Raw genomic sequence first — 20618 nt, forward strand, 5'->3', positions numbered from 1 at the left:
CGATGTCCACCGTCTACCAAACCGACGCCCCGACGCTGTCCGACGTCCTTGCCGTGTTGCGTGAGCACGCGGACTCGGTCGACCGCGACGCACGCTTCCCGGCGGAATCCGTCGAGGCCATGCGCGGAGCTGGGCTGCTCGCTGCGGGCATTCCCACGGAGTTCGGCGGCGGTGGGAAGTCCCTGACCGACCTCGCGCACATCGCCCGTTCCCTGGGAGCGGAGTGCGCGTCCTCGGCGATGATCTTCGTGATGCACCAGTCGCAGGTGCTGTCCATCGTTCGCCACGGCAAGTCCGACGCCATGATCGCGCTGTTGCAGCGTCTCGCTGCCGAGCAACCCTTGGTCGCATCGGCCACCACCGAGATCAACATCGGTGGTGACGTCCGAACCAGTGGCTGCGCGGTGGAGTACAACGGGGAGCACATCACACTCTCCAAGACAGCCCCGGTCATCTCCTACGGCGAGTACGCCCAGTTCGTTCTCGCCACCGCACGCCGTTCGCTGGACAGCCCTCCGAGCGATCAGGTGCTGGTCGTCTGCGAGAAGCCGGACGTGGTCCTCACCAGGACGGGCGAGTGGAACACGTTGGGATTCCGTGGAACGTGCAGCCCAGGATTCCAGCTGGAGGCGTCGACGACGTCGTCGAACATTCTGGGTGACAACTACGGAGACATCTCGGCGCAGACGATGCTTCCCGCGGCCCACGTTCTGTGGGGTGCGGCATGGCTCGGCATTGCGGATGCGGCAGTTACCAAGGCACGCAAGTCGGTTCGCAAAGCGGCCAGTCGTACGCCCGGTGTGACACCGCCCGCGGCACTGCGCCTCGCCGAGCTCTACGTGGTGCACGAGCAGTTGGTGGACACGGTGTTCGGAGCCGCGGGGAAGTTCGAAGCGATCTCCGATTCACCCGCAGAACTGGGAGCGATCGGGTTCGCTGTCAGGATCAACAACGTCAAGGTCACTGCGTCGACGCTCGTCATCGACATCGTCGGGAAAGCGATGCAGATCTGCGGCATCTCCGGTTACCGGCAGGACGGCGAGCTCAGCATCGGTCGCCACCTTCGCGATGCGCACGGCTCGGCCATCATGGTCAGCAACGAGCGCATCCTCGGCCACAATTCGCAGCTCGCACTCGTGTACAAGGGGAAATAGATGACTGTCACCGCCGGCGCAGCCCATGATGCCGAAGCAACCGAACTGGACACCGCGCGCGCACAATTCCGCAACGAACTCGTCGAGGCAGGCCTGCTGGTCCCCAGCTCCGTCGAAGGCCTGTACGGCCGATCCGGCGAGTTCGAGGACATCATCGAGACCATCGACGAGCGAGTGAAGGCTGCGGGTGCATCCGAGCACGGTTACGCCGCACCGAGATTCCGTTTCCCTCCGGTCTTCCCACGGGAGGCCTTCGAGCGCACCGACTACATCGCATCGTTCCCCAATCTCACCGGCGCGATCAACACGTTCGACGGCGACAACAAGGCGCACGCCGCACTCCTCGCCGACCGTTCGGAAGGCAAGGACTGGGATCACCACCTGGAGTCCGCCGGCACCATGCTGGTGTCGGCCGCATGCCATCCCTCGTACTCGATGATGACCGGAACGTTGCCGGAGGACGGTCGTCTGCTCGACATCTACGGCTACTGCTTCCGCCACGAACCTGCTGTCGATCCCGCACGGATGCAGGCCTTCCGGATGCACGAATACGTTCGTGTCGGTACGCCCGACGACGCCATCGCGCACCGCGAGCGTTGGGTCGCCCGGGGACTGGAGGTCCTCGCGGATCTCGGGTTGGAGGCAGAAGCAGTCATCGCCAACGATCCGTTCTTCGGACGCGCCGGCCGAATGCTGGCCGCGAACCAGAGAAACGAGAACCTCAAGACCGAACTCGTCGTGAAGCTCTACGGAGACCTCGACGACGGCACCGCGGTCGTCTCGTGCAATTGCCACCGTGACCATTTCGGGCACACCTTCGGGATTCACACCGTCGACGGCGAGCCCGCGCACAGTGCGTGTGTCGGATTCGGCATGGAGCGTATCGCGTTGGCGATGTTGCGCACCCATGGTCTCGACCGCAGCAAGTGGCCCGCCGCCCTGTCCTGACCCTCACGGCAGGCATCTCTCAGCACGTCTCCCCCCCTCGACCCGTCTCTCGACCTGATTGGAAGGACGCCGAAGTGAACAGTCGAAGTACTGCACTGCACAATGCCGACGTGCCCAGCGCGGCCGATCCGACCGCCGAGGGGAAGTTTTCGACGTGGTTCGGGCCCGAGGACGCCGGACTTTTCGGAACGGTGCACGTTCCCGCCGGTGGTCTCGCGCGAGGCGCAGTCGTCCTCTGCCCGCCGCTCGGCAAGGAACAGGTCGATTCCTACCGCGGCCTGACGCTTCTCGCGCAGAAACTGTGCGCGCGAGGGCTTCTCGTTCTTCGATTCGACTACGCAGGTACCGGTGACTCGTACGGGGCGCAGGATGCGGCGGACAATGTCGCACTGTGGCAGAGCAGCATCGCGACGGCCGTCGACTACGTACGCGGATGTGGCGTCACCGACGTCGCCTTGGTGGGACTGCGGGCGGGTGCACTGCTCGCCGCGTCCGTCGCTTCGGAGGTCGGACCTCTCGCCGCGGTCACTCTGTGGGATCCGGTGGTGCGCGGCCGGTCCTATGTCCACGAGCAGAAGGCCCTGTACTCGGTCAGCGTGACCCAGGACTCGGACGTCGACCCCAGGGTCTCGATCATCGGTGCTGTACTGCACCCGGACGCCGCGAAAGCTCTCGGTCGACTGGACACCACCGCCGTGCCGTCGCTCATGGCTCCCGTGTTGGTCGCGACCCGTTCCGAGCGGGGCGATTCCAAGCCGATTCGCACCGTCGTCGCGAACCAGAACGCCGACGAGCACACCCTGTCCCGCCACGACGCGTTTCTCGAACCGAGCGATTTCGAGGTCGAGCTTCCGACGTCGGACATCGCGCACATCGCAGAGTGGGTGGCGGACAAGTTCGGCGACGTCACCTCCGAGGTGTCCGTGCCGCTGCGCACCGTCTCGAACCTCGGCGCGGTCCGCGAGGAGATCGAATCCGTCGGTCCCGATGCGCTGTTCGGTATTCGCACGTACTCGTCGGAGTGCATACCCGGAGGCCCGGCTGTCGTGTTCTATCCGACAGCGAACGAGCACCGCGTCGGTCCCGTCCGCAGCTGGGTCGAACTGTCGAGAGTGCTTGCTGCTCAGGGCGTATCGACATTGCGTTTCGATCGGCGGGGCACCGGCGAAAGCGGTGAGGTCCTCGACGACGAGATCACTCGCCTCTACAGCGACGCGGGGAACGAGGACGCGCTCGCTGCCGTCCGAGCAGCGGGAACTGCGCCGCGGAACGTCATGGTGGCGGGAATGTGCTCCGGCTCGTGGTACTCCAGCTACGCCGCCCGCGAGTTGGGCGTCGGGTCGGCGGTTCTGCTCAACACACTCGACTGGACGACGAAGCGCCTGGAATTCGTCAAACGATCCTCGATGCGCACCGAGGACACCGGCATCGTCGGCAAAGCTCTCGACGCACTCCACGACATCGGGGTCACGGTGAAGAACCGCGCCCAGTCGGCCATGCCGTACCCCCTGTGGTTCTGGCTCGGCAACCGCGGCCTGATTCAGGTGCCGGAGATCTCCCTGCGTCTGCTCGAGGCCGGAAACGTACGTACCACCGTGCTTCTCTCCCCCACCGACACCGAGTGGTTCGTCGACAACCGCGGTCCCGAAGGGATGGAGCGACTGCGCGGCAAGCGTGCGGCGAGGCGTCGACACGGCGGGTCGGTGCGCCCGGCCGTCGTGAAGTCCTTCGACAGTGGTGATCACTCGCTGTACGGTCGAGACCTGCGCGAGACCGTACGCGCCGAGTTGCTCCAGGCCGCGGCCGAGTCGTTCGACGTCGACATCGTCGCGCCGTCGCCGCCTGTACCGGTCGGGTGGAATCGACTGTGAAGCACCGCGCTCCGAAAATTGCTCCACCCCGGCACGACAATCTGCAACGGCTCGAGTGGTATCCGCTCGAACCGGTTCGCTGGGACATGGGCCTCATGGCTCACACCATGCCGATCCAGAAAGTGCAGGCACCCGAGCCTCACCTCCACGGCACCCCGCTGCTGCAATCCACGAACCTGGACACGTCCGAACAGAACGCGTCGGGCACCGACACCAAGAGCTCCGACCGCAATCTTGCGCTGAACTCGCTGGCCATGATGCTGTCCACCGTCGTGACCGGCGGTCTCGGTCTGCTGTTCTGGGCCGCGGCCGGACGCCTCTATCCGGTTGCGGAGGTCGGCAGCGCATCGGCCGTGATCACGTCCGCGGTGATGCTCTCGACGCTGTCCAATCTGAGCCTCGGGTCGATGTACGAACGCTTTCTACCTGTCTCCGGCAGGCTCGCCAAGTCGTTCGTCGTGCGGGGGTACATCACGGTCACCGCGTTCGCGTTCGTGTTGGGCTGCGGATTTCTCCTCGTCGCACCGGTGGACAAGATGTTCACCTCCACCGCCGAGATCGTCTCGTTCCCACCCTTCGTCGCTGTTCTCGCGGTGTTCGCTCTGCAGGACCAGACGTCCTCCGGGCTGGGAGTCGCGCGGTGGGCGGCCGGAAAGAACGTCTTTCACGCTGTCGTGAAATTCGTTCTCCTGCTTGCTCTGTTCTCGACCGCGCGCAGCACCTCGATCATCGCGGCGTGGGCAGTCCCCGCGATCATCGCGTCGGTCGTCGTCTTCCGAGCAATGTTGAAGAACCTCAGGAACGAGCCGCGCTACAAGTCGGAACCGGATCTTCCTCCGAGGCGCGAGCTGTGGTCCTACTTCGGATCCGCCTACGGCATCACGGCGCTGGGCTCGCTCGCTCCGTTGCTCGTTCCGATGATCGTGGTCGCCACCCTGGGCGCCGAGGACAACGCGTACTTCTCGTTGACCTGGTCGATCGTCAGCGCACTGTACATTCTCATCAGCGTGCTCGTCGGCCCGTTCGTCGCCGAAGTGGCGGCCAACCCCGAGCAGTTCAACCGCCTCACCAAACGCTTCATGACGATGGTGTGCATCGTGGCCGTCGGCGGTTCCTTCTTCCTCGCCGTCATCGCTCCGTTCGGTCTGGGGATCGTCGGCGAGCAGTACCGCGAGAACGGCACCATCATCGTGCAGTTGGCGGCAGTGACCATTCCGCTGTCGGTCATCGGCTCGCTGTACGACGGCTTGGCCCGTGTGCAGCGCCGGATGCGGCTCGCCGTCGTCGTTCAGGTCGTTGCCACCACGATCATCATCGTCGGTTCACTGACCCTGTCGTCCAGGCTCGGAATCGCCGCTGTCGGGTGGGCGTACCTCGCCGCGGAAGCGTTCGGCGCGCTCGTGTTGATAGTTCCGTTGATCAAGTGGATCCGTGAATTGTCCTCGCGCGGCGAAGAGCCGCCCGAGGACCCGTTCCCGCCCAGCGGCCCGTACCCACCACCACCTGCACGCGACGACTCGCCTCGTGATTTCGGTCCACCGACGCACCGCACCCAGGATCGTGAATTCAGTTCGGCCGGTGCTCATCACCTCCGAACCGCGCACCTCGAAACCACGGACCCGTTACGCGCCCCCTATCGAAAACCTGCACCTGGAAGAAGCGCACCGTGAGCCGAGCACACTACAAAGCCAGCGCGATGGACATGCTGCGCTCCGAGGGCCGCATCGTCTGCGCTCTCGGACCGGCGGACTTCGGCGGCATCGACAGGGTCAAGGAACGACTTCTCCGGCTCGCGTCGTCCGGCCGCGAGACGCGCCTCGGTTTGCGGGTGGATCCGAACTCGAGGAAGTGGTCCTACCGTCCGGAGTCGGTCTGTGACCACGTCACGACTTCTGCTCCGATCGGTCGCGCCGACGTGGTCGAGCAGTTGGAGCAGCTGTCCGATTCGGTGTCGATCGATGTTCCGATCCGGGTGGTACTCGCCGGTGAATACTTGCTGCTGGATCTGTCGCACGGGTTCAGCGATGCGGTTCTGCCGATCGAATTGTTTGCGTTTCTCGCGGATCCTGTTGCCGTTCCTGCTCTTCCGGGGTGGGCCGAGGCACGTACGCTTCGCAACCCGCTCCCCCGTGCACTGGCGGGCTGGATGGCGCGCAACCCCGGCAAAGTCGTCGACGTTCTCTACGGCAAGTTCGGACAGCCCCCGGCCGAACTCGTGACTCCCGCGCTCGCGCCGATGGAGCAGGCACGGGTGCCGTGGGGCCGCTCGCCTGCGGTGGCAGCAGCGACGTCGGTTGCCGGTGCACCCGCGGCGATCCGTGCGTGGCGACGGGACAATCTCCCCGAGGTGTCCGTCACGTCCATTCTGTGCGCGGCAATCGCGACTGCCCTGTCCGCACGCGGTATCTCGACGTCCTATTCGGCTGGGTTTCTGTTCGACTGCAGGCGTTATCTGCGGACCGACGGCATCGTGCTCGGCAACTTCGCAGTCGGGATCGACTTCGAGGGAATCGACCCGACGAATGCCACCGCACTGCACGAATCCGTTGCGCACGCCATCGACAAGGGCCGCCCGCTCGCTGCCGGTGCCCTCAGCACGATGACCTACCTGCGCACCCGCTCCGCTCTTCCGGCCATCGCGACCACCACGGCTCCCGCGACTGCCGATGCGCGGCTGACGTTCTCCGACGTCGGGCGCATTCCACAGCTCGACGGCATCGCGTGGACGGCAGATCCGGAAGCGAGCGTCTTCGCTCCGCTCAGCGAGCCGAGCCTTCCGGAGTCCATCGTCATCACCGCGATGCACATTCGCGACGTGTTTCACGTGACCGCGTCGTTCCACGACAATTTCTTCGACCGTGACGCAGTACAGTCCGCGTTGAACTTGGCGATGTCCGATCCCACTGCTCTACTCACTGCGCAGGAAGTGTCCCGATGAGCATTCACATGCAGCAGGCCCGTAGGGCTCTGCGCGGCAAACCGACCACCGGAACGGACGCGTCCTTGTGGGCACGCATCGGCTACTGGGCAGGTTTGTCGGTGGTTCAACTGCTCGTGTTCGAGTTCGTCGTCGCGGCCACGTGGCGAGGTCTCTACAGCTACCGGACCAACTTCATCAGTGAGCTCGGCGTTCCGTTCTGCGGCCCGACAGGCAACTGGCCGTGCAGCAAGCTGTACGTCCTGGCCGACGTGTCGATCGCGCTCGTCGGCGTTGCCCTCGTGGTCGCGGCTGTGGCGTGGATGGTCACGGGTGTACTCGACGTCCGCGGCGGTGTCCTCCTTGCTGTCGCCGGGCTGGGTGCCGTCGTCGCCGGGTCGATCAACCAGGGTCTGAACTACAGCGTGCACTCGTTCGGCGCGACGCTGATGTTCGTCGTCGGATCGCTCGGGCTCATCGTGGCGGGTGGGCATCGCTCGCTGCACGGCTCGGTCCGGATCACGGTCACGACGCTCGGGTGGATCGGACTGGCCGCGTCGCTGTGCTTCATCGGTGGACACAACTTCGGGTTGGGAATCGGCACCATCGAGCGCGTCGTCGTGTACGCGATTCTGGTCGCGACGGTGGTGCTCGCCGTCGCGCATCGCAGGACTGCGCGCCGGCTGAGAATTCTGGACACCGCAGCGGGCAGTGAGGCGGACGAGTCCGCCGATACGTACAGCCCCGACGAGCGTCCGGTCTACGGCAGCACGAACGCCGACCGGCACCGTGGACCGATCGGCACGAACGATCGATGACCCATCGCTATGATCCGCCGACGGTCGAGGTATCACGACTTCCGTCCTCCGGGACTCCGCCGCGTCTTCCGCCTCGGCGGACACGACGGTGGCCGTCGTTCGCAGTCCTTGCTGTGGTTCTGCTTCTGGCTGTCGGGGTGGGTGTCGTTGCGTACCGCGAGTTGTGGCCGCAGTCCGATGCGACGGGTTCACAGGCAGCGGACGCCGAAGCGGTGAACGGTTTCACGGTGTACGACCAGTTCGACGGACCGTCCGGATCCAGGATCGACTCCAGCAACTGGAGTTACGACACCGGCCAGACCGGGTGGGGTAACAACGAGAAACAGAACTACACCGATTCGGTCGACAATGCGTACCAGGACGGGTCCGGCAACATGTCCATCTCCGCGTTGCGCACGCCGGACGGCTACACCTCCGCGCGGGTGACGACGAAGGACAAGTTCGAGTTCACCTACGGCCGCGTGGAGGCGCGTATCAAGATGCCTGCCGGCGCTGGGTTGCATCCTGCTTTCTGGATGCTCGGGACCGACATCGACGACGTCGGCTGGCCGATTTCCGGTGAGATCGATGCGATCGAGACGTTGAACGAGGCGGACAACTTCCACATCGGTGTGCACGCTCCACAGGCGGACAGTCTGAACAGCCAGAAGGTTCAGCTCGCCGGGTACCCGGCCAACAACCTGGCCGACGAGTATCACGTCTACTGGGTCGAGAAAGCGCCCCGGAAGATCGTGATCGGCATGGACGATCAGGTGCTGCAGACGGTCACCCCGGCGCAACTCGACGGCGGCGACGAATACTGGGTGTTCGACAAGCCGTTCTACCTGCTGTTCAACGTCGCGGTCGCCGGCGATTGGCCAGGTCCTACCGACGCCGACACCGAATTCCCGGCGACGATGTCGGTCGACTGGGTCCGATACCGAACCGACTGACTCTGCCTGCTCCAGAACACGTATTTCCCCGTGCAGTATCGAAAGGATCCACCCCGTGTCGACATCATCCGTTCTCCAGCCTGCACTCGTCAGCGCGCAGCCGCCCGAGTGGTCCGGCGCGGTGTGGATCGGAGACGTCGACATCGAAACCGCGTTGCCCGATCGTCTCGCCCTCGACGGGGCTCAGGGATATTCGCGCGCGCGGCTCCTCGTCCGACGTTCCGCCGACCCGCTCGGATTCGTCGATCTCCCGATCGTCTCGGAGGGCATCGACACCCATGAGCTCGTCGAGGCCGTTCGCAAGCTCAACGTTCACGGCGCCGAATCACTTCCGGAGGGTGACGGCGCGGAGCCGGACATCACGGTCGTGATCTGCACCAGGGACCGGATCGATCACCTGCGCGGTGCGCTGGCCTCGGTGTTGGAGGTGGATTACCCGAGCTTCGAGGTCGTCGTCGTGGACAACGCTTCCGCGACGGACGCGACCACCCGCTATGTCACCGAACTCGGTGATCCTCGCGTGCGCGTCGTGTCGGAACCGGTTGCCGGACTGTCTCGCGCGCGCAACACGGGCCTGCGTGCTGCGCGGCATTCGATCGTCGCGTTCACCGACGACGACGTCGCGGTCGACGCGCGGTGGTTGTCCTCGATCGCTCGCGGCTTCGCCCGGGATGCCCGCGTCGCGTGTGTCTCGGGGATCGTCCCCAGCGGCGAGATCCGCACTCAGGCCCAGGCCTACTTCGACCGGCGTGTCGGGTGGGCGAGCTCGGTGACGCCTCGCATCTTCTCGCTCGCCGAGCCTCCCGCCGACGTTCCGCTGTTTCCGTTCCAGGTCGGCATCTACGGGACGGGCGCCAACTTCGCGGTGCGCCGCGACCGAATGTTCGACCTCGGTGGTTTCGACGAGGCTCTCGGTGTCGGTTCTCCCACGAACGGTGGTGAGGATCTGGACATGTTCTTCCGCGTCCTGATGGCCGGAGACAAGTTGGTGTACGAGCCTGCCGCGATCGTGTGGCACCGGCACCGTGCGGATTCCGACGCCTTGGCCGTGCAGGCCAGAGGCTACGGACTGGGCTTGGGTGCGTGGCTGACGACGGTGGCGACGAACAGGCGTTCGGCACTGCTCGCGGCGCGAGTTGCGTTCCGCCGGCTCGGCAGCACGGTCGTGTTGTCCGCACGGATGTCCAAGGTTGCCTCTCCTCCCGAGGATCTCGCGGACGATCTTCCCGAGGGCATCGGCAGAATGGAACTACTGTCCATCGCGAAGGGCCCGGGTGCGCTGCGTCGCAGTCGCAAGGAAGGCCGCAAGCGTCAGCCGTTGTTGGAGGTGAACCGTGCCCCGGTCCTCGGTTGATCGTCGGTTCTCGCTCGATCGGCAACCGTCGATCGCGGTGACGCCTCTGCCTGCACCTCGGCCCGAAATTCGATTCGCCGACGTAGCCGTCGTCGCGTCGGTGTGCGCCGCGGCGGCGATGCTCCCTCTTCCCGGTGTCGTGCGCGCGGTTTTCCTCGCGGTGCTGATCTTCGTCGGACCCGGCGCGACGATTCTGACGTGGGTCTACGTTCCTCCTCGTGCCCGTTTCGCAGCGGTTCCGGTGCTGAGCTTGGCACTGATGACTCTGGTGACGACCGGTGCCATGTGGGGTTATCAGTGGAACCCCCGGTGGATCACCGCGCTCGTGGCTCTCCTGCAGATCGGCTCGTCGCTGTTGTGGTATCGCAAGTACAGGGCGTGGCCCGATGCCTCGGGGTGGTCGACGTGGCTGCGACGGCTGGTCGATCGACGCCAACTCGGTGAACACGCGACGACGCTCGTCGGCAGGGTATGGGATCGAGAGTACTTGCGCCGCAACGTCGCCGGGCTGATGCTCGCGCTCGCCCTCGTACTGTGGCTCCCGTCGTTGCCCGGCCTGGAGAAGGCCGGTTACTCCCAGTTCGGGTTGCTGACTGCCGGTACCGGGCCGGTGCTGGTGGTGTGCATGGCGTTGGTCGTCGGGGCATTTCTGTTGGCGGTCAAGCGTCATCAGTTTCGTTCGGCGGTCGCCGCTGTAGCCGTGGCCATCATCGTGCAGCGTCTGACGGTCACACTCGTCACCGATGCTCCCGTCTACGAGTGGACGTACAAGCACGTCGCTGTCACCGAGTACATCCTGTCGTTCGGCTCGCTGCCGCCGAACGGCATAGACATCTACGCTCAGTGGCCCAGTTTCTTCGTGGTCACTGCATGGTTCAGCGACGTGACCGGGTACGGCATCATGTCGTTGGCGCATGTGTTCGCGCCGCTGGTGCACGTGTTGATCGCATTCTTCGTCTACGCCTTGGCGCGCGTGTTGAAGCTGAAGCCTCGAACAGCCGTGACCGCCGCGATGCTCGCGGAACTGGTCAACTGGGTGGGGCAGGACTATTACGCGCCGCAGTCGCTCGGCTTCGTTCTCGCCATCGGTTTCCTCGTTCTGCTGATGGCCTCGACGCAGCTTCGTGTCGCGGGATTTCTCGCGCTCGTTCCTTTCGCGGCGTTGGTACCGACCCACCAGTTGACGCCGTACTGGCTGTTCGCTGTGGCAGGGGTCCTGCTGGTCACTCGCCGCGCGAAGCCGTGGTGGCTGATGTTCCCGCTGGCCTTGATCCTGATCGGGTACCTGATTCCACGGCTGGACATCGTCGCCCCGTACGGCCTGTTGTCCGGGTTCGATCCGGTCGAGAACGCGGCGAGCAACGTGCAGACGCCTGGCATCCTGGGCAAACAGGTGACCTCGCTCATCTGCCGGGCTCTCTCCGCGGGTGTGTTCGGCTTGGCCATGATCTCGATCGTCTATGCCTGGCGGACGAAGAAGCCGTTCTGGGCTCCGATGGTGATGGCATTCGGTTCCATCGGGCTTCTCGCGGGCCAGAGCTACGGCGGCGAGGCCATCTTCCGTGTCTATCTGTACGCGATTCCCGGATGTGTCCTGCTCATCGCGCCGATGCTGATCGCTGCACTCGACGCGGATGTCGCGGGTGCACGCAGCACGGTACGGATGGTGTCGACGCGAGTGGCGGTCGCCTGCGCGTTCGCCGGAACCGTCGGCGCGGCGACGTTCGGACTTCAGGGGTACTTCGGCCTGTGGCCGTTGGTCGTGGAGAACAAGTCCCAGGTCGACAACACACAGGCGTTGGTGGCGAATTCGCCTGCGGGATCGAAGTTCACGATGCTGTATCCGGCCGGCTATCCGATTCGGTCCACGGCCAAGTACGTGGAGCAGGCGGAAGCCAACGAGATGTTCGACGCGCCGCTGAACTACTACGGTCCCGAGTACATGTTGGAGTTCCCGACTCCGGATCAGCTCGAGGCGTTCGAATGGGAAGCGTCACAGCAGGGGGCGCCGTCCTACGTCATTCTCACGCGGCAATCGCTCGAAGCCATGAACTACTACGGTTTCATGAAGAACGGTGCTCCGGAGGCCTTCGAGCGCTGGTTGCGGTCCAATCCTGCGTGGTCGTTGCACTACCAGGACGCCAACACGATCGTGTTCGAGAGACGGAACATCTAAACCACCCGCAGGTATGAGCAATGTCTCTCGAAACCGCCATACGGTTTGTTTATTCGTCGCTTGACAAACTCGTAGCTTCTTTTAAGGTTGTACACAGTCGATGAAAACGAGATCCTGACCCTTAGCGGGGCGCAGGTAACGTCTCTGTGGATCCGCCGGGGGTCGCGTCACAGATCTTCTGAGATCAGTCGGAAACACTGCACTCAACCCGTCTGGAAAAAGGATATGTCGAACTCCCAGAACCCTCGCATCAGCGTTGTCATCCCAACCCTCAACGAGGCCGCCAACCTGCGCCACGTACTGCCGTTGCTGTCCCACGACTACGAACTGGTCTTGGTCGACGGCGGCAGTGTCGACGGCACCATCGACGCTGCGCGTGAAATACGCGGAGACATCCGCATCATCGAGCAGACCCGCAAGGGCAAGGGCAACGCTCTCGCGTGCGGATTCGAAGCTGCTACCGGCGACATCATCGTGATGTTCGACGCGGACGGCTCGGCCGATGCGGACGAGATCCCGCGCTTCGTCGACGCCCTGCTCGCGGGCGCGGACTTCGCCAAGGGCAGCCGCTTCACCGCGGGCGGCGGCAGCCACGACATCACTCCGCTTCGCCGCGCAGGCAACGGCGGGCTCCACCTCGTCGCCAACACACTGTTTGGAACCAAGTTCTCGGACCTGTGCTACGGCTACAACGCTTTCTGGCGCGACCTGGTGCCGGTTCTGGACCTTCCCGTGGTCGATCAGGAGGACGTGGCGCCGGGCGAGATGCTCTGGGGCGACGGCTTCGAGATCGAGACCATCATCAATTGCCGGTTCGCCGAGGCGGACGTCCGGATCCAGGAAGTACCGAGCGTCGAGCTGGCTCGTATCTACGGGCAGAGCAACCTTCGCACGTTCTCCGACGGCTTCCGCGTCCTGCGCACTCTTTTCACCGAGCGTCTGCGCGCACGCAAACTGGCGAAGAACTCCATCCCGCGTCCCGACCGTCGTACCAACGTTGCACGGACGGACATGGACTTGGAGTTCGAGGCCTTCGAGGTGTTCGACGAGCTTCCGTACCAAGAAAAGTCGGCGTGATCGACAGGTCGTCGGGGACTGACACAGCAGGCGAATCCAGGGCATCTCAGCTGGCGAGGCCCACGTGCTCGGTAGTCATCTGCGCGTACACGCTCGATCGCTGGGACGATCTGAGCGCAGCGGTCGATGCTGTGCTCGGCCAGTCGAACCCCGCGTCCGAGCTTCTGGTCGTCATCGACCACAACGATCGTCTGTTGTCTCGCGCGCGTGAGCAGTTCCTTCCCCGCGGGGAAGCCGTCGTCGTCACCCCGAACACGCATCCCCGTGGATTGTCCGGAGCTCGAAACACGTCGTTGGACATCGCTACCGGTGATGTCGTCGTCTTCCTCGACGACGATGCGACGCCGCGGTCGACGGAGTGGTTGGCGTCGATTCTGGGCCACTACTCCGATCCGTCGGTGTACGCGGTCGGCGGATCTGCCTATCCCGTGTGGCCGACGTCGCGTCCCCCTTTTCTCCCCACCGCTGTAGCGGGTCAACCGGGCGAGCTGGATTGGATCGTGGGCTGTACGTACAGGGGGCAGCCCACGACCACTTCGGCAGTGCGCAATCTGATGGGCGCCAACATGTCCTTCCGACGTGAGCCCGTCGTGGCTCTCGGTGGGTTCGTGTCCGGAATCGGCCGTATCGGTCGAATTCCTCTCGGCTGCGAGGAAACCGAGCTGTGCATCCGGCTCCGACAGACACATCCGGACGCGGAGATCGTCTTCGACCCGTCCATCGTCGTGGATCACACGGTCAGCGCGGACAGGACCCGCCCGAGATACTTACTGTCCCGCAGCTACGCCGAGGGCGTGTCCAAGGCAGCGATCGCACGGCTGATCGGATCGGAGGACGCGTTGTCGTCCGAGCGCGCATATACCGCGAAGATCCTGCCACGTGCCGTCGGGCGTGAAGCCTCTGCCGCGGCCCGTGGAAACCCTGTTCGTGCCTGGGGAGCCATGGCTGTGGTTGCCAGTGTCGGCGCTGCCGGATTCGGTTACGTCCGAGGCCGACTCAGCCGTATCGCGGCTAGCTGATCTGCGCGCGCTTGATCGAATTGAGCGCGCGCACGTGGCCGGACACCTTCGCCTTCGATCCGGTCAGGGTCAGCACCCGCTCCGCCCCCGGTGCAAGGTGGAACCACGAGTCACTGACCTCCATGCCGTCGGTGTCGACGCAGACGTAGTGCGCCGCCCATCGACTCGACACGGTCAGTGACCACTCACCGGGGCCGACGTTGTCTGCCGAGGCGCTCAGACCGACGTCGTTCTGACGAGGGTGCCGCTCGCCGATCAGGTGAGTTGCCTGATCGAGAACCGCTCCGTCTGCGCCGACGAGTTCGACGACCACGGCGGAGTACGTCTGCGCCCCGAACCTGTAGGCATGGTTGGCGTCGGTGAACGATCCCAGAACGCGGTCCAGCGACACACTGTCGGTCGTGTGCGGTCCGAGGTCGATGTGCACCTCGGCGGGCTCCCCCACCGGGCCCGTCGTCCCGTGGAGCACAGCTCTGAGATCTCCCGACACCGATTCACCCGTGTCGTTGGCGACCTGGATCGTCAATCCGTCCAGGCCGTCGTCCACGACGAAGACGCAGATCGGGCTACTGAGTCGAGCCAGGCTGTACCACGGGGCTTTCGGTGTGCCCGTGGAGTCTCGCAGGCCCCAGCCCGCACCGGGCACGAGGTCGCGCAGCGTCAACACCAGTGCGCCTGCACACTCGGAATTCGCCCGACGCCAGTGCGAGTACGCGGACTGTACTGCCTCGCACACGGCCGCTCGCCCGTAGTCCAGATACAACTCGGAGTCGTCGCGACGTATCAGGTGTGGATCGACGCCGAAGATGTCTCGCACGTAGTGATCGCGGACATCCTCGAAGTCCCACGACGAACCCCGGTCCCTCGGTATCGCCGCCTTCCAATCGGGGTGGTGGCCTGCAACATTCGCGCTTCCGAACATCGCGTCGACGGCTCGGCGCTCCGGCGGGACGGCGAAGGCAAGGCACTCGGCAGCAAATCGAACGCGAGCAGTACGGACGTCGGACAACGGCCGCAGATAGCCGCCGACACCGAAGTAGTGAGCGATACCGTCGCCGACGTGAGTGTGGAGCTCACCGGAGGTGGACGACGGGCTGGATGTCACGTACGGCGTTCCAGGAAGTCGACGTTCGAGATGATCGGGAATGACGTTCTCCAACAGCTCCATCCGCTGGTTGTCCGATGGAACACCGAGCATGGTCGGCTGCTGCTGGGTTTCGCTACCGCCACTGACGACGGCCAAGGCGGGATTGCCGCCGACGATCGCGAAGAATGCGTCGAGCTCGCGGCGGACTGCATCGAGGAACTCCGGATCGGCGGGCGGGTCGGTGGTTGCGAACATCACGTCCTGCCACACCAGGATCCCGAGTTCTGCACACAGTGACCAGAATTCAGGTTGCTCGTACACCATGGTGCCGACTACTCGAACCATGTTGAATCCTGCATCGCGGACATCGGTCAATTCCGCTCGGAGAGTGTCGGAATCGACCCACATCCGCACCGGATCGAGCGGTACCCAACACCCACCACGGGCGAACACGCGAGTTCCGTTGACCGAGAATGTCACCGACGCACCGGACTGCTCCAGCTCCACCTGCCGAAATCCCAGACTACCCCGTCCCTCGACACGGCCGTCGACGTCGAGCTCCCATGGATACAGGGCCGGCCGGCCGTGCGTGTGGGGCCACCAGGGTGCCACGTCGGCGACGGTCACGGTGACGTCCAGGTCGCCCTCGCCGCCGGGAAGGTCGAAGTCGTGTTCACCGACGCGCAGGGACACCGAGTCCGCCGGCGACGTCAAACGTGCGCGGACCCGGACGGTACCGTCGTCGCCGGACAGCGTCGCGTGCACCCGAATGTCCTCGGCGACACCCCGTTCACGGAGACGGACGGATCGCCACAGACCGACCACAGGGGGCACCTGCCCGTACACCGGCGCCCGCCCGAGGAGACTCGTGCGTTCGTGTCGTAGACCTTGCCGATCGATCAGAGACGACCGCCAGCGTCCGCGCGGCGTGCGCTTCTTCAGGCGAGCGTCCATCGAGTCGACGCGGACAGTGACCTGCACGCGCCCGTGCCCGGTAGGGATGTCGACGGACACCGGGACGAACATCGACGTCGTCGTTGCCGATTCGATCCCGTCGACCCAGACGGTGGCGTGGGTCGCGATACCGTCGAACGTCAGGACGAACGCGCTGTCACCGGATGCGGGGACGGTCGTGGTGAACCACCAGTCGACGGAATCGGGTGGCGATGCCACCGTCGACGCCGCCACACCGCCGGGCACCAGAGCAGGGGTCCACACGACATCGCCGTCGAGCTCGTCGGGATGATCCACCGAGCCCGGCGATACCGACGTGACGCTCCACTGCAGTTGGGCGGCATGCGCGTCGGACACGCGATCGGTTCTCACAGGCGATGAATACTTCCTTGTCGGCTGGGTCAGAGTACAGCCGAGACGATGTCCATCGCCGCCGACCAGTTCGACGCCATCTCGGCGAGGGGCTCACCGAGTGTCACGGCACGACCGCGTGACGCCCGCGCCATCCGGAATTGCACCGCTTTTGCGCCCTGGGCGACCTGGAGGAAGTGCGGGACGGCGTCGGCGATTCCGGCGACGCCACGGCCGTCGAGGTAACCGACGAGGTCGGCTGCCAGTTCCGCGGTGGCTCCACATTGACGAAGCAGCCCGAAGGACCACAGATGGAACGCATCCGGGCCTGCCGTCTGCACGAGTGGGATGTCGGCGGTGATTCTTTCGGCGAGACGTTCGACCGGATTGCCGTCGGCGCGCCGAGCCAGGTGCGCGCGTGCCACAGCGAGGTCGCGGTCACCGACTCCGTCGGCGATCGTGTTCTTCCGCAGACGAACCTGCTCCACGTAGGGCAGAAGGACCTCGGGGTGCGGCGCGGGAGCCAGATTGAAGACGCCGTCGAAGTCCGCGCCGGACAGCTCGAAGTATCCGCGATTGTGGAAGTAACCGAGCACCTTCTCCGTCTCGTCCAGCATGTTCGGAACGATCGTGGTCTTGGTGTGCTGATTGCGGTAACTCGTTCCGGCAGTGTCCGGGAGGTAGAAGCCGTCGACCTCCACGGTGAGCAGAACGCCGTCCTCCAGTCCTTCGCGGACGTGCTCGACGACGGATCGCCACACGTTCATCTCGCCGACCTCGAGGCCGTAGAGGGTGCGCAGATCTTGCGACTGCATCTTGACGAAATCCCACTGGCGACCGTCGCAATCGGCACTCAGCACGAACGCCAACGCGGGAACTGGATCTGCACCGAGCGAGTGGAGAAGTTCGATCCACAAGTCCACGTAGCAGTTCGTTTCCGTCCAGACGCGGTCGTGTGCGTGGATCGAGTGAGTGAGATAGGACTGCGGCCGAAGGTGCAGCACTCGGTGCGCCGTCGTGGGGACCGCTTCGGCGGACAGAACATTGTCCGCGTCGATGGATACGCTGGTCGGAAGTGTGTAGTTCGACATGCCTGGTGCCTCCTGCCGGATCACAAGCTCACGGTCCCCACGCCGAAATGCCCGTATTGCCTGATTCAAACGCTCATTCTAACCAATCGGTTTGTTTGACGCTTCTTTTTGGTCCGTATGATCGGAAATACGGTGCCGAGCTAACGATTTACCGTTCCGGTGAGGAATGCGAGAATCGGCCGCCTGAAACGGTCGCATTCACAGAGGGAACAGTCGCTTCCGCGCCTGTAATGCTGATGCGCGGTACGCGCATGGCCACACTTACATACGGGGTCTGAGCTGGGCACATACGGAGTCTAGTCAACATAGGATCGACCGATTGCCGCTTGCGGCCTGGAAGAAATGGAGGCGTGCGGATGCGCCGCGTCCTACGCACATCAGCCGTCGTCGTCGCCAGCGGAATACTTGCCTTCTCCACGGGAATGCTGGTCGCCCGCGAAGTGGGTGTGACTCAAATCACACTTGTTGCGTTTCTGGTCGGTATGCCGTTCGCGGCCATTCCGGCAGCAGTCTCCGGCGGCCTGTTCGCACTGGCCAAGTCGAGGGTGGGCGTCGCAGTGTCGTTGACCGCGGCCGCTGTATTCGTAGCGATCCAGGTGCCGAGTTTCGTCACCGCCGACCACGTTGCCGACGGCACCGAATTGACCGTTCTCACGATCAACGTGGCCCACGGCGAAGCGGACGCAGCGGCCATCGTCGCCCAGGTCCGGTCGTCGGGCGCTGACGTCCTCGCCGTGCAGGAGCTGACCGACGAGGAAGTGAACGATCTCGTGGCGGCCGGTCTCGAAGAGGGCCTTCCCTACAGTGTCACCGCCCCCCGACCCGTGGCCGACGGAACCGGCCTGTGGAGCAGGACGCCGCTCACCGACGGGGAGGAATTGGCGGACTTCGGGTTCGTGCCCGTTCGCGCTCGCACCGTCGTCGACGGCGTCGGACTCACGCTCGTGTCGTTCCACGCGATGTCGCCCGCGACTCCCCGCCACACCGAACAGTGGGACCGAGATCTCGCTCGCATGCGCGACCTCATGAACAGCTACCCGGGTGTCGTCGTCGTGGCGGGCGACTTCAACGCCACCGGGGACCACCGCCAGTTCCGCACGCTGGCCTCGGACGGCTTCCAGGATGCGGCGGACGCGGCCGGGGCCGGCCTGTTCCGCACCTTCCCTGCGTCGCGGCCGCTCGCGCGGTTGGACCACGTCGTCACCAGCGACGGCGTCGACGCGCTCGAGGTGAACCCGGTGAACATCCCCGATTCGGACCATCTCGGTGTGGTGGCCCATCTACGACTGCCCGCAGCGGAGGATCTATCGCCGACGAGCGCGGATCAGAATCGAGGCAGTTCGATGACCGGCGGCGGCGGAAGCTGAATCTGCGGTAGCTGGAACTCCGGGAGTCCGGGGATCAGCGGCGGAGGCGGCGGGGGCGCTGGAGCCGGTGCGGGCGCCTGGTATTCGGGCTCCTGGTACGTCTCGACCGGCGCCGGTGCGGGCGGTGGCGCTTCGACGGTGGTCGTCGGTGGGATTGTCGTCGTCGTGGGCGCGGCGGTGGTGCTCGGAGCCGACGACGGAGCCGAGGTCAGCGGCTTCTCGTTGTCGGCAGGTGCGCTGGTGGAGTCCTCGGAGCCGCCGTAACCGAGTGTCAGGCCCAGGGCTGCGACGACGGCGAGGCCACCTGCCACGAGGGCTGCTCCGCGAATCTTGCGCTTGGAGGTCGCGGACCGATCCGCCGGATCGGGACTGAGCCAATCCGGCGCGCCGCTCAGCTCCGTGGCACCGTGCTGCGTTCCCGTGCCGTGCTGCGTTCCCGTGCCGTGCTGCGGTCCCGTGCCGTGCTGCGTTCCCGTGCCGTGCTGCGGTCCCGTGCCGTGCTGGTTGCCGGCATCGGTCTGGCCGCTGTACGCGGCGGGTGCCGAGTCGTGGGGAGGCATCGGGGACGCACCGCCGGCGGGGGCAGCTCCGACGGGAGTGGCGAGCAGTGCCGCACCTTTGGCGGCAACCGATTCCGGTTCGACAGGCGTGACGACGTGGAGTCCGGTCCAGGACCGGAGGATTGCCTCGACCAACGGGATCCGTGCACCGCCGCCGACGAGGAACAGTGCGTCGACGTGTTGGGGGGATCGCGAGATGACGTCACGCACCAGTCGCGCGGAGTATTCGATCGGGACGGTCACGAGCGCCTCGAACGATTCGCGGGAAATGAGGATCACGCCGCTCTCTCCCGGCAGGCACACGGCGCCGGAGGTGGAGAGTTGCTCTTTGGCGATGCGGCATCGCGTGATGAACTCGTCGAGACCGACCGAGTCGTTCAGGTCGACGCCTTGCTTGGCGAGCTGGTTGTCGCAGATGAGTCGGTCGAAGTCCGAACCGCTGATGTCGGTGGTGCGCTCGGCGAGAAGCACCTCGCCGGAGGCACGATCGACGACGCTGATGGTCAGGCCGGAACTGCCCAGGTCGTACAGCGCGATGGTGCCGAAGTCGCCGATCTCGCCGGAGGCTTCCAGGTAGGCCAGCGCGGCGCGGGCCTCGGGTACGAGCCGATAGTTGTAGAGCTGCTGGTCCGACATTGCCTGCTGGATGTCGCCGAACTGCTGCTGGTCGCGGTAGGCGACGCCCGTTGCTTCGACGTAGCGGTCACCGTGGTTCTGCGCGAGCATCACTCCGATGGTTTCGGCAGCGACTTCCTCGGCTCTGTCCCAGTGCGCGTCGACCGTGTCGTTCCGGAAGTCGAGTTCGCGGGCACCGGAGCCACGCAGGCGAAGGTCGGGCCGGGCCATGCGAACAGCACTAGCCCCCACCGACACACCGAGAACCTCAGTCATGACCTGCCTCACTTGGACTGCAGGGGACTCGCCGACAAGATTTGTAACGAT

Annotated in this window: 15 protein-coding genes; 12 read left to right on the forward strand and 3 right to left on the reverse strand. The window is 65.0% G+C overall.

Going from position 1 to position 20618, the window contains the following annotated elements; genetic code table 11:
• Window positions 1-2 precede the first annotated feature (2 nt).
• The 11 genes from CH292_RS05395 (at window position 3) to CH292_RS05445 (ending at window position 14266) form a co-directional block, all read left to right on the forward strand.
• Complete coding sequence (locus tag CH292_RS05395) at window positions 3-1154, forward strand: acyl-CoA dehydrogenase family protein (protein ID WP_020110746.1); 1152 nt, start codon at window positions 3-5, stop codon at window positions 1152-1154.
• Window positions 1155-2102, forward strand: coding sequence for an amino acid--[acyl-carrier-protein] ligase (locus tag CH292_RS05400; protein WP_094628469.1), 948 nt, complete (start codon window positions 1155-1157; stop codon window positions 2100-2102).
• A gap of 74 nt (window positions 2103-2176) precedes the next feature.
• Window positions 2177-3973, forward strand: a complete 1797-nt coding sequence (locus CH292_RS05405) for a hypothetical protein (protein WP_094654168.1) — start codon at window positions 2177-2179, stop codon at window positions 3971-3973.
• A gap of 95 nt (window positions 3974-4068) precedes the next feature.
• The gene (locus tag CH292_RS05410; protein WP_256977932.1) at window positions 4069-5643 is read left to right on the forward strand and encodes a lipopolysaccharide biosynthesis protein; all 1575 of its coding nucleotides are present in this window, start codon (window positions 4069-4071) and stop codon (window positions 5641-5643) included.
• Window positions 5640-6911, forward strand: a complete 1272-nt coding sequence (locus CH292_RS05415; protein WP_094654170.1) for a hypothetical protein — start codon at window positions 5640-5642, stop codon at window positions 6909-6911. Before CH292_RS05410 ends, CH292_RS05415 begins: the two co-directional genes overlap by 4 nt.
• Entirely contained in the window at window positions 6908-7708 is an 801-nt protein-coding gene (locus tag CH292_RS05420; RefSeq protein WP_094654171.1) for a DUF998 domain-containing protein, read from the forward strand. The genes CH292_RS05415 and CH292_RS05420 overlap by 4 nt, the downstream gene beginning before the upstream one ends.
• Window positions 7705-8640, forward strand: a complete 936-nt coding sequence (locus tag CH292_RS05425; RefSeq protein WP_256977933.1) for a glycoside hydrolase family 16 protein — start codon at window positions 7705-7707, stop codon at window positions 8638-8640. Before CH292_RS05420 ends, CH292_RS05425 begins: the two co-directional genes overlap by 4 nt.
• Window positions 8641-8695: 55 nt before the next feature.
• Window positions 8696-9994 carry a glycosyltransferase family 2 protein gene (locus CH292_RS05430; protein ID WP_094654173.1) on the forward strand — a complete coding sequence of 433 codons (1299 nt, stop codon included), beginning with the start codon at window positions 8696-8698 and terminating at the stop codon, window positions 9992-9994.
• On the forward strand, window positions 9975-12170 hold the full coding sequence (locus tag CH292_RS05435) for a hypothetical protein (RefSeq protein ID WP_094654174.1): 2196 nt from the start codon (window positions 9975-9977) through the stop codon (window positions 12168-12170). The genes CH292_RS05430 and CH292_RS05435 overlap by 20 nt, the downstream gene beginning before the upstream one ends.
• Window positions 12171-12395: 225 nt before the next feature.
• Window positions 12396-13247, forward strand: coding sequence for a glycosyltransferase family 2 protein (locus tag CH292_RS05440; protein ID WP_094654175.1), 852 nt, complete (start codon window positions 12396-12398; stop codon window positions 13245-13247).
• A complete protein-coding gene (locus tag CH292_RS05445) occupies window positions 13244-14266 on the forward strand; it encodes a glycosyltransferase family 2 protein (RefSeq protein ID WP_094654176.1) in 1023 nt (340 codons plus the stop codon). The genes CH292_RS05440 and CH292_RS05445 overlap by 4 nt, the downstream gene beginning before the upstream one ends.
• Here the strand turns inward: CH292_RS05445 and CH292_RS05450 are convergent.
• Window positions 14259-16679, reverse strand: a complete 2421-nt coding sequence (locus tag CH292_RS05450) for a beta-mannosidase (RefSeq protein WP_256977935.1) — start codon at window positions 16677-16679, stop codon at window positions 14259-14261. The genes CH292_RS05445 and CH292_RS05450 overlap by 8 nt on opposite strands.
• Window positions 16680-16708: 29 nt before the next feature.
• The gene (locus tag CH292_RS05455; RefSeq protein ID WP_249277047.1) at window positions 16709-17749 is read right to left on the reverse strand and encodes a DUF1839 family protein; all 1041 of its coding nucleotides are present in this window, start codon (window positions 17747-17749) and stop codon (window positions 16709-16711) included.
• Between the two features lie 356 nt (window positions 17750-18105).
• On the opposite strand from CH292_RS05455, the gene CH292_RS05460 reads away from it, so the two are divergent.
• The gene (locus tag CH292_RS05460; protein ID WP_256977936.1) at window positions 18106-19116 is read left to right on the forward strand and encodes an endonuclease/exonuclease/phosphatase family protein; all 1011 of its coding nucleotides are present in this window, start codon (window positions 18106-18108) and stop codon (window positions 19114-19116) included.
• Here the strand turns inward: CH292_RS05460 and CH292_RS05465 are convergent.
• The gene (locus CH292_RS05465) at window positions 19074-20567 is read right to left on the reverse strand and encodes an Hsp70 family protein (protein ID WP_256977938.1); all 1494 of its coding nucleotides are present in this window, start codon (window positions 20565-20567) and stop codon (window positions 19074-19076) included. The two genes, CH292_RS05460 and CH292_RS05465, sit on opposite strands and share 43 nt — an antisense overlap.
• Window positions 20568-20618 lie beyond the last annotated feature (51 nt).

This window comes from Rhodococcus sp. 14-2470-1a (assembly GCF_002259425.1).
Taxonomy (GTDB): Bacteria; Actinomycetota; Actinomycetes; order Mycobacteriales; family Mycobacteriaceae; genus Rhodococcoides; species Rhodococcoides fascians_E.

Coding starts and splice junctions, on each gene's coding strand:
- CH292_RS05460 (WP_256977936.1), top strand. CDS start 18,106: ATGCGCCGCGTCCTACGCACATCAGCCGTCGTCGTCGCCAGCGGAATA.
- CH292_RS05395 (WP_020110746.1), top strand. CDS start 3: ATGTCCACCGTCTACCAAACCGACGCCCCGACGCTGTCCGACGTCCTT.
- CH292_RS05420 (WP_094654171.1), top strand. CDS start 6,908: ATGAGCATTCACATGCAGCAGGCCCGTAGGGCTCTGCGCGGCAAACCG.
- CH292_RS05455 (WP_249277047.1), bottom strand. CDS start 17,749: ATGTCGAACTACACACTTCCGACCAGCGTATCCATCGACGCGGACAAT.
- CH292_RS05425 (WP_256977933.1), top strand. CDS start 7,705: ATGACCCATCGCTATGATCCGCCGACGGTCGAGGTATCACGACTTCCG.
- CH292_RS05465 (WP_256977938.1), bottom strand. CDS start 20,567: ATGACTGAGGTTCTCGGTGTGTCGGTGGGGGCTAGTGCTGTTCGCATG.
- CH292_RS05410 (WP_256977932.1), top strand. CDS start 4,069: ATGGCTCACACCATGCCGATCCAGAAAGTGCAGGCACCCGAGCCTCAC.
- CH292_RS05440 (WP_094654175.1), top strand. CDS start 12,396: ATGTCGAACTCCCAGAACCCTCGCATCAGCGTTGTCATCCCAACCCTC.
- CH292_RS05400 (WP_094628469.1), top strand. CDS start 1,155: ATGACTGTCACCGCCGGCGCAGCCCATGATGCCGAAGCAACCGAACTG.